The 225-nt window shown below is 31.1% G+C and carries 1 protein-coding gene; it reads left to right on the top strand.

The annotated features are described in order from the left end of the window. On the top strand, window positions 1-225 hold a 225-nt coding region (locus HJW02_RS13250; RefSeq protein ID WP_208050717.1), incomplete at both ends, for a head-tail connector protein.

Consider the following 225-nt stretch of genomic DNA (forward strand, 5'->3'; position numbering starts at 1 on the left):
GTTTAGATGAAGCAAAAAGTTATCTGCATTTTGATGATGACTATATAGATGAAGATGTGGATATACAATCTTTTATAGATGCTGCAGAAATGTATTTGAAAAATGCTGGATGTATTTTGAATCCTGATGATCAATTGGCTAAACTGGCTATAAAAATTCTTGTATCCAACTGGTATGAAAATCGATGTATAGAAATTACAGGCCCCAACTTCAACAAGATAAAAT

The sequence above is a fragment of the Akkermansia sp. GGCC_0220 genome, assembly GCF_017566105.1.
In the GTDB taxonomy this organism is placed as follows: Bacteria; Verrucomicrobiota; Verrucomicrobiia; order Verrucomicrobiales; family Akkermansiaceae; genus Akkermansia; species Akkermansia massiliensis.